This is a genomic window from Pasteurella canis (assembly GCF_900454865.1).
Classification (GTDB): Bacteria; Pseudomonadota; Gammaproteobacteria; order Enterobacterales; family Pasteurellaceae; genus Pasteurella; species Pasteurella canis.
In genome coordinates this window covers 1-9296 of sequence record NZ_UGTV01000010.1, presented here as the reverse complement: position 1 = coordinate 9296, position 9296 = coordinate 1, and the positions used below count along the sequence as shown (strand labels likewise).

General features: G+C 35.7%; 6 protein-coding genes and 8 pseudogenes. 7 read left to right on the top strand and 7 right to left on the bottom strand.

Annotated features, from left to right (window positions below; all coding sequences use genetic code 11):
• Window positions 1–984, bottom strand: a pseudogene (gene cysS, locus DYE19_RS00540) (cysteine--tRNA ligase); the annotation flags it as partial.
• Window positions 985–1137: 153 nt separating this feature from the next.
• On the opposite strand from cysS (DYE19_RS00540), the gene DYE19_RS00535 reads away from it, so the two are divergent.
• The 3 genes and pseudogenes from DYE19_RS00535 to DYE19_RS00525 all read left to right on the top strand — a co-directional run bounded on the left by DYE19_RS00535 (window position 1138) and on the right by DYE19_RS00525 (window position 3061).
• Window positions 1138–1647: a peptidylprolyl isomerase gene (locus tag DYE19_RS00535; RefSeq protein ID WP_115322271.1), complete on the top strand. Its 510-nt coding sequence runs from the start codon at window positions 1138–1140 to the stop codon at window positions 1645–1647.
• 43 nt (window positions 1648–1690) lie between these two features.
• Window positions 1691–2248: a peptidylprolyl isomerase gene (locus DYE19_RS00530; protein ID WP_082303082.1), complete on the top strand. Its 558-nt coding sequence runs from the start codon at window positions 1691–1693 to the stop codon at window positions 2246–2248.
• 12 nt (window positions 2249–2260) lie between these two features.
• Window positions 2261–3061 (top strand): annotated as a pseudogene (locus DYE19_RS00525) (TatD family hydrolase).
• Window positions 3062–3094: 33 nt separating this feature from the next.
• Here the strand turns inward: DYE19_RS00525 and DYE19_RS00520 are convergent.
• The 3 genes and pseudogenes from DYE19_RS00520 to DYE19_RS11605 form a co-directional block, all read right to left on the bottom strand.
• Window positions 3095–3772 carry a glycosyltransferase family A protein gene (locus DYE19_RS00520; RefSeq protein WP_167409462.1) on the bottom strand — a complete coding sequence of 226 codons (678 nt, stop codon included), beginning with the start codon at window positions 3770–3772 and terminating at the stop codon, window positions 3095–3097.
• Between the two features lie 79 nt (window positions 3773–3851).
• Window positions 3852–4316, bottom strand: a complete 465-nt coding sequence (gene nrdG, locus DYE19_RS00515; protein WP_115322270.1) for an anaerobic ribonucleoside-triphosphate reductase-activating protein — start codon at window positions 4314–4316, stop codon at window positions 3852–3854.
• 236 nt (window positions 4317–4552) lie between these two features.
• Window positions 4553–4618: pseudogene (locus DYE19_RS11605) on the bottom strand (hypothetical protein); the annotation flags it as partial.
• A gap of 27 nt (window positions 4619–4645) precedes the next feature.
• Here DYE19_RS11605 and nrdD point away from each other — a divergent pair.
• From nrdD to DYE19_RS00495, 3 genes and pseudogenes are all read left to right on the top strand, one after another.
• Window positions 4646–4832: pseudogene (gene nrdD, locus DYE19_RS00505) on the top strand (anaerobic ribonucleoside-triphosphate reductase); the annotation flags it as partial.
• A gap of 236 nt (window positions 4833–5068) precedes the next feature.
• Window positions 5069–5533 carry an anaerobic ribonucleoside-triphosphate reductase-activating protein gene (gene nrdG / locus DYE19_RS00500; RefSeq protein ID WP_115322270.1) on the top strand — a complete coding sequence of 155 codons (465 nt, stop codon included), beginning with the start codon at window positions 5069–5071 and terminating at the stop codon, window positions 5531–5533.
• 79 nt (window positions 5534–5612) lie between these two features.
• Window positions 5613–6290: a glycosyltransferase family A protein gene (locus DYE19_RS00495; RefSeq protein ID WP_167409462.1), complete on the top strand. Its 678-nt coding sequence runs from the start codon at window positions 5613–5615 to the stop codon at window positions 6288–6290.
• A 33-nt stretch (window positions 6291–6323) separates the two neighbouring features.
• Here the strand turns inward: DYE19_RS00495 and DYE19_RS00490 are convergent.
• The 3 pseudogenes from DYE19_RS00490 to DYE19_RS00480 form a co-directional block, all read right to left on the bottom strand.
• Window positions 6324–7122: pseudogene (locus tag DYE19_RS00490) on the bottom strand (TatD family hydrolase).
• A gap of 11 nt (window positions 7123–7133) precedes the next feature.
• A pseudogene (locus DYE19_RS00485) lies at window positions 7134–7596 on the bottom strand (peptidylprolyl isomerase).
• 139 nt (window positions 7597–7735) lie between these two features.
• Window positions 7736–8244, bottom strand: a pseudogene (locus DYE19_RS00480) (peptidylprolyl isomerase).
• Between the two features lie 153 nt (window positions 8245–8397).
• Between DYE19_RS00480 and cysS (DYE19_RS00475) the strand changes: the two are divergent.
• Window positions 8398–9296 (top strand): annotated as a pseudogene (gene cysS / locus DYE19_RS00475) (cysteine--tRNA ligase); the annotation flags it as partial.

Sequence of the window (9296 nt, the reverse complement as noted above, 5' to 3'; positions counted from 1 at the left end):
ATTTGGATCTGTATCTCGTAGTGCAGTATATAAACGTTCTAATGCACCTTGTGCAAGATTAAGATTTTCTTCACTGTAATTCAGTTGGCTACGATAATGTGCAGTTAATAAGAAATAACGTACACTTTCTGCATTATAATGATTCAAAACATCACGGATAGTAAAGAAGTTGCCAAGTGACTTCGACATTTTTTTCTTTATCAACCATGATCATGCCCGAATGAATCCAATAATTTACATAATCATTACCATGTGCACAACAAGATTGGGCTATTTCATTTTCATGATGCGGAAACATCAGATCGGAGCCGCCGCCGTGGATATCGAAATGTTCGCCTAGCTCTTTATAATTCATCGCAGAACATTCAATATGCCCTGGACGACCAGCCCCCCAAGGCGATTGCCAACTTGGTTCTTCTGGTTTTGACATTTTCCATAATACAAAATCCATTGGGTTTTTCTTGATTTCTACGATTTCAACACGTGCACCTGCCTGCAATTGTTCAAGATTTTGACGAGATAATTTACCGTATTGACTAAAACTTTCTACATCAAACATCACGTCACCATTCTCTGCGACATAAGCATGTCCACGCTCAATCAGTTTTTGTACAATCGCAATAATTTCAGAAATATGGTGTGTAGCTCTTGGCTCAACGTCAGGACGTAAAACATTAAGTGCATCAAAGTCTTTGTACATTTCTAAGACCATACGATTAACGAGTTGCTCACAGCTTTCTTTATTTTCTAATGCACGTTTAATGATTTTATCATCAACATCTGTGATGTTACGTACATAAGTTAATTGATAGCCTAAATAGCGTAGATAACGAGCAATAACATCAAAGCAAACAAAGGTTCGACCATGCCCAATATGGCATAAATCATAGACAGTAACGCCACAGACATACATCCCGACTTTACCTGCTTGTATAGGGGTAAAAACTTCTTTTCTCTCGTTAATGTATTAAAAATTTTTAGCATTTGTTTGCTCTCTTATTATTCTTCAAAATTTAGTGAAAACAGACCGCACTTTTAGTTAGCGTATATGCACATACGCCTAGAATTGCCACTTTATAGCATTTCTTGGGCTTTTATGGAATAATAAACGCTTTGAAATTTCAGAGGATAATGGCAATGGTTACATTACACACAAATTTTGGCGATATTAAAATTGAATTAAATCACGAAAAAGCACCCATCACTGCGGAAAATTTCTTAAATTACTGTCAAAGTGGTTTCTATAATAACACAATTTTTCACCGTGTTATTGATGGATTTATGATTCAAGGTGGTGGTATGGAAGTGGGTATGCGTGAGAAAAATACCAATGCGCCAATCCAAAATGAAGCAAATAATGGACTGAGTAACAAACGTGGTAGCATTGCAATGGCACGTACTTCTGATCCACATTCAGCAACAGCACAATTTTTTATCAATGTTGCAGATAATACGTTTTTAGATCATCGTGCAAAAGAATTATTTGGTAAAAAAGTTGTACAAGAATGGGGTTATGCCGTATTTGGTGAAGTTGTAGAAGGTATGGATGTTGTCGATAAAATAAAAGTGGTGCAAACTGGCAATAAAGGTTTCCACCAAGATGTACCAAAAGACGATGTTATTATTACTTCTGTCACTGTTGAATAATGAATTTCCCCTCAATTGAGGGGAGTTTTTTAGGAATATCATTATGAAAATATTTAAAGTATTGAGTATCCTTAGTATTGGTTTATTAGCAGTTAGTACACAAGCAAAAAATGTCGTTTTACATACTAACTACGGTGAAATCAAAATCGCTTTAGAGCAAGAGAAAGCACCTATTTCGAGTCAAAACTTTCTTCAATATAGTGAATCTGGTTTTTACAATGGAACAATTTTTCACCGAGTTATTGATGGTTTTATGGTGCAGGCTGGAGGCTTTGAGGTAGATATGAAACAAAAGAAAGCCAACGCACCTATCCACAATGAGGCAAATAACGGACTAAAAAACTTACGTGGTACAGTAGCAATGGCTCGTACTTCTGATCCCCATTCAGCGACATCGCAATTTTTTATTAATACTGTAGATAATGATTTTTTAAATTTTAGTGCAGAAACAGCACGAGGGTGGGGATATGCGGTCTTTGGCAACGTGATTGAGGGTATGGATGTTGTGGATAAGATAAGCCAAGTGGACACAGGGCGTTCAGGGTTTCATCGTGATGTACCGAAGCAAGAGATAATAATTCAGTCAGTTACTGTTGAATAGGGCTTTGGCATAATGGCATTTTTTGATACTCATACTCACTTAGACTATTTACAACGCGATACTGGTGAGTCGATTGAACAGCTATTGAGTAATGCATTACAAGTAGGGGTCAATAAAATTTTGATTGTCTCTGTACTTGCTCAAGATTTCAATTTTATTCAAAAATGACCGCACTTTATCCTCAACATTTATATTATGGGCTTGGGTTACATCCACTTTATATTGCCCAGCATAGCCAGCATGATCTTGTTTTATTAGAGAAAGCATTATCTGAACAGAGATTAAATTGTACGGCAGTAGCTGAGATTGGTTTAGAACGAGCGATTCCTGAATTATTAACAGATTTACTTTGGCGTAAGCAATGTGAGTTTTTAGAAGCACAACTTTATTTCGCAAAAGCGATATGATTTGCCAGTTAATTTACATTCGCGTAAAGCACATGATCAGTTATTTACTTTTCTAAAACGTATCCCACTAGCAAAACGAGGTGTAATACATGGTTTTGCTGGAAGCTATGAGCAAGCCAAGCGTTTTGTCGAGCTCGGTTATAAGATTGGTGTAGGAGGAACAATCACGTATCAGCGTGCCAATAAAACGCGTGATGCTGTTCGGCGTTTGCCTTTAGATTGTTTATTGTTAGAAACTGATTCACCAGATATGCCTGTATTTGGTTTCCAAGGACAAGTGAATCGCCCAGAGCGGGTATTTAATGTATTCCAATCTTTATGTGAGTTGAGAACAGAAACACCAGAACAGATAGAACAATGTATTTGGCAACAAAGTGTTGATTTATTTGCAAATGGAAATGGCTAAGTGAAACTTAGCCATTTTTGAGTGTGAGACTCGCTAGATATTTTTAACCAATAAGCGTAGATAGTCACGTAAATACTTGCCAATAAATGTTAATGTGCCTTGCTGTTCAATTTGACCTCTAGCGTATTGTGCACCTGTATTGATTACATTGTAATTAAAGGTTTTAACTGCTTTTTGCAGATAGTTACAAGTTTTTGTTTCGTGAATATCGAATCCACCGATTGTATTATGTACTTGTTTAGTCGTAAATAAACAGTCAAATGTACTTAATGGGTTCATAAATTTAGAAAGCCACATCAATAGATTAAATCCATCAAGGACTAAACGGGTGATTAATGACACGTCTTGTACTTGTAGCTTTCCACTAGCTAACCAAAGTTGTTGTTTATCTAAATAGGATAAAGATTGATAGATAAAATCGGGTGCTAAACGCAATTTAGGATTTAAAAATAGTAAACGCTCATACTTAGCTTTTTCTACAGCAAGATTTTTAGCAACATTTACTGCTTGTCCATCGAGTTGAATAAATTGTAAATCTAATTTATCACGATAGCTTTCAACAATAGCTTTATTTTGCTCTGTATTGCCTAAACTAGCCACAATAACCTCAAATTGTCGATGAGTCTGTGCTAATAGATCTTCTAGCAATATACCAAGTGATGTTTCAATAGGATCTAGAGTTAAAATAATGCTAACTGTGTTTGTTTTCATTGCGTCCTCCAACATAGTGAGTAATTTAAACAAGTATTACTTTACTAAAGAGATCTTAATGAAATCTTAAGTGTTAAGATTATTTAAAACGGTAGATGATTTGGTTTGATGACCCTCTCCATACTAGGCTAGGGTCTGCTTTTTCTTGTTCAAATTTACCATCAATAAGGACATCAATATAGGGCAAAATTTCACGCTGTAATCCGTCGAGCTCTTGTAATGTATAACCCGTCCACGCCCATATATCTTTTTCAGGACATTCTTGTTTAACTCTTTTTACGAAAGGTAAAAGCACAGCAATATTAGCTGGGTGTAAAGGATCTCCACCTGTCAGAGTTAGGCCTTGACGCTTGATTCGAGTATCTTTTAAATCACGGATAATTTGTTCTTCCATTGCATGATCAAAAGGAATACCAGCATTAAAAGACCAGCTTTTTTTGTTATAGCAACCTTTACAGGCATGAATACAACCGCTGACAAATAATGTACAACGTGTGCCTTCGCCATTAACAATATCAGTAGGGTAGTATTGAAGATAATTCATAATACTATTATTGCTTCTATATTAGGGATGATAGTCTGTTATTCATTATTTAAATTAATGTAAAAGAAAAAGAACTTATATGAATGTATATCTGGTATCAAAAATATTTTTTTCTTATAAATTAGATTTTCCATAATAAGCAATTTGCTTACATTAAAAAGGGCTTTAAATAAGTCAGTTATCAACAGATCACTCCTCCCCGCTTTTTATAAAAAGGGGGAGGGGGTAAAAGTAAATTACAAATGTTTCACGCGTCTTTTCACTTCTTCTTGCTTACCTGCGTTAAACGGTCTAGCATCGGGGCTACCTAAATAACCACAGACTCGGCGTGTTACAGATACTTTTTCACTGGCGAATTTGAATGTACGAGTAAAGGTTTTACTTGTCCAATTTAATCATGACAGTGAAAAAGTATCTGTAACACGCCGAGTCTGTGGTTATTTAGGTAGCCCCGATGCTAGACCGTTTAACGCAGGTAAGCAAGAAGAAGTGAAAAGACGCGTGAAACATTTGTAATTTACTTTTACCCCCTCCCCCCTTTTTATAAAAAGCGGGGAGGAGTGATCTGTTGATAACTGACTTATTTAAAGCCCTTTTTAATGTAAGCAAATTGCTTATTATGGAAAATCTAATTTATAAGAAAAAAATATTTTGATACCAGATATACATTCATATAAGTTCTTTTTCTTTTACATTAATTTAAATAATGAATAACAGACTATCATCCCTAATATAGAAGCAATAATAGTATTATGAATTATCTTCAATACTACCCTACTGATATTGTTAATGGCGAAGGCACACGTTGTACATTATTTGTCAGCGGTTGTATTCATGCCTGTAAAGGTTGCTATAACAAAAAAAGCTGGTCTTTTAATGCTGGTATTCCTTTTGATCATGCAATGGAAGAACAAATTATCCGTGATTTAAAAGATACTCGAATCAAGCGTCAAGGCCTAACTCTGACAGGTGGAGATCCTTTACACCCAGCTAATATTGCTGTGCTTTTACCTTTCGTAAAAAGAGTTAAACAAGAATGTCCTGAAAAAGATATATGGGCGTGGACGGGTTATACATTACAAGAGCTCGACGGATTACAGCGTGAAATTTTGCCCTATATTGATGTCCTTATTGATGGTAAATTTGAACAAGAAAAAGCAGACCCTAGCCTAGTATGGAGAGGGTCATCAAACCAAATCATCTACCGTTTTAAATAATCTTAACACTTAAGATTTCATTAAGATCTCTTTAGTAAAGTAATACTTGTTTAAATTACTCACTATGTTGGAGGACGCAATGAAAACAAACACAGTTAGCATTATTTTAACTCTAGATCCTATTGAAACATCACTTGGTATATTGCTAGAAGATCTATTAGCACAGACTCATCGACAATTTGAGGTTATTGTGGCTAGTTTAGGCAATACAGAGCAAAATAAAGCTATTGTTGAAAGCTATCGTGATAAATTAGATTTACAATTTATTCAACTCGATGGACAAGCAGTAAATGTTGCTAAAAATCTTGCTGTAGAAAAAGCTAAGTATGAGCGTTTACTATTTTTAAATCCTAAATTGCGTTTAGCACCCGATTTTATCTATCAATCTTTATCCTATTTAGATAAACAACAACTTTGGTTAGCTAGTGGAAAGCTACAAGTACAAGACGTGTCATTAATCACCCGTTTAGTCCTTGATGGATTTAATCTATTGATGTGGCTTTCTAAATTTATGAACCCATTAAGTACATTTGACTGTTTATTTACGACTAAACAAGTACATAATACAATCGGTGGATTCGATATTCACGAAACAAAAACTTGTAACTATCTGCAAAAAGCAGTTAAAACCTTTAATTACAATGTAATCAATACAGGTGCACAATACGCTAGAGGTCAAATTGAACAGCAAGGCACATTAACATTTATTGGCAAGTATTTACGTGACTATCTACGCTTATTGGTTAAAAATATCTAGCGAGTCTCACACTCAAAAATGGCTAAGTTTCACTTAGCCATTTCCATTTGCAAATAAATCAACACTTTGTTGCCAAATACATTGTTCTATCTGTTCTGGTGTTTCTGTTCTCAACTCACATAAAGATTGGAATACATTAAATACCCGCTCTGGGCGATTCACTTGTCCTTGGAAACCAAATACAGGCATATCTGGTGAATCAGTTTCTAACAATAAACAATCTAAAGGCAAACGCCGAACAGCATCACGCGTTTTATTGGCACGCTGATACGTGATTGTTCCTCCTACACCAATCTTATAACCGAGCTCGACAAAACGCTTGGCTTGCTCATAGCTTCCAGCAAAACCATGTATTACACCTCGTTTTGCTAGTGGGATACGTTTAGAAAAGTAAATAACTGATCATGTGCTTTACGCGAATGTAAATTAACTGGCAAATCATATCGCTTTGCGAAATAAAGTTGTGCTTCTAAAAACTCACATTGCTTACGCCAAAGTAAATCTGTTAATAATTCAGGAATCGCTCGTTCTAAACCAATCTCAGCTACTGCCGTACAATTTAATCTCTGTTCAGATAATGCTTTCTCTAATAAAACAAGATCATGCTGGCTATGCTGGGCAATATAAAGTGATGTAACCCAAGCCCATAATATAAATGTTGAGGATAAAGTGCGGTCATTTTTTGAATAAATTGAAATCTTGAGCAAGTACAGAGACAATCAAAATTTTATTGACCCCTACTTGTAATGCATTACTCAATAGCTGTTTCAATCGACTCACCAGTATCGCGTTGTAAATAGTCTAAGTGAGTATGAGTATCAAAAAATGCCATTATGCAAAGCCCTATTCAACAGTAACTGACTGAATTATTATCTCTTGCTTCGGTACATCACGATGAAACCCTGAACGCCCTGTGTCCACTTGGCTTATCTTATCCACAACATCCATACCCTCAATCACGTTGCCAAAGACCGCATATCCCCACCCTCGTGCTGTTTCTGCACTAAAATTTAAAAAATCATTATCTACCAGTATTAATAAAAAATTGCGATGTCGCTGAATGGGGATCAGAAGTACGAGCCATTGCTACTGTACCACGTAAGTTTTTTAGTCCGTTATTTGCCTCATTGTGGATAGGTGCGTTGGCTTTCTTTTGTTTCATATCTACCTCAAAGCCTCCAGCCTGCACCATAAAACCATCAATAACTCGGTGAAAAATTGTTCCATTGTAAAAACCAGATTCACTATATTGAAGAAAGTTTTGACTCGAAATAGGTGCTTTCTCTTGCTCTAAAGCGATTTTGATTTCACCGTAGTTAGTATGTAAAACGACATTTTTGCTTGTGTACTAACTGCTAATAAACCAATACTAAGGATACTCAATACTTTAAATATTTTCATAATGATATTCCTAAAAAAACTCCCCTCAATTGAGGGGAAATTCATTATTCAACAGTGACAGAAGTAATAATAACATCGTCTTTTGGTACATCTTGGTGGAAACCTTTATTGCCAGTTTGCACACTTTTATTTTATCGACAACATCCATACCTTCTACAACTTCACCAAATACGGCATAACCCCATTCTTGTACAACTTTTTTACCAAATAATTCTTTTGCACGATGATCTAAAAACGTATTATCTGCAACATTGATAAAAAATTGTGCTGTTGCTGAATGTGGATCAGAAGTACGTGCCATTGCAATGCTACCACGTTTGTTACTCAGTCCATTATTTGCTTCATTTTGGATTGGCGCATTGGTATTTTTTCTCACGCATACCCACTTCCATACCACCACCTTGAATCATAAATCCATCAATAACACGGTGAAAAATTGTGTTATTATAGAAACCACTTTGACAGTAATTTAAGAATTTTCCGCAGTGATGGGTGCTTTTTCGTGATTTAATTCAATTTTAATATCGCCAAAATTTGTGTGTAATGTAACCATTGCCATTATCCTCTGAAATTTCAAAGCGTTTATTATTCCATAAAAGCCCAAGAAATGCTATAAAGTGGCAATTCTAGGCGTATGTGCATATACGCTAACTAAAAGTGCGGTCTGTTTTCACTAAATTTTGAAGAATAATAAGAGAGCAAACAAATGCTAAAAATTTTTAATACATTAACGAGAGAGAAAGAAGTTTTTACCCCTATACAAGCAGGTAAAGTCGGGATGTATGTCTGTGGCGTTACTGTCTATGATTTATGCCATATTGGGCATGGTCGAACCTTTGTTTGCTTTGATGTTATTGCTCGTTATCTACGCTATTTAGGCTATCAATTAACTTATGTAACGTAACATCACAGATGTTGATGATAAAATCATTAAACGTGCATTAGAAAATAAAGAAAGCTGTGAGCAACTCGTTAATCGTATGGTCTTAGAAATGTACAAAGACTTTGATGCACTTAATGTTTTACGTCCTGACGTTGAGCCAAGAGCTACACACCATATTTCTGAAATTATTGCGATTGTACAAAAACTGATTGAGCGTGGACATGCTTATGTCGCAGAGAATGGTGACGTGATGTTTGATGTAGAAAGTTTTAGTCAATACGGTAAATTATCTCGTCAAAATCTTGAACAATTGCAGGCAGGTGCACGTGTTGAAATCGTAGAAATCAAGAAAAACCCAATGGATTTTTGTATTATGGAAAATGTCAAACCAGAAGAACCAAGTTGGCAATCGCCTTGGGGGGCTGGTCGTCCAGGCTGGCATATTGAATGTTCTGCGATGAATTATAAAGAGCTAGGCGAACATTTCGATATCCACGGCGGCGGCTCCGATCTGATGTTTCCGCATCATGAAAATGAAATAGCCCAATCTTGTTGTGCACATGGTAATGATTATGTAAATTATTGGATTCATTCGGGCATGATCATGGTTGATAAAGAAAAAATGTCGAAGTCACTTGGCAACTTCTTTACTATCCGTGATGTTTTGAATCATTATAATGCAGAAAGTGTACGTTATTTCTTATTAACTGCACATTATCGTA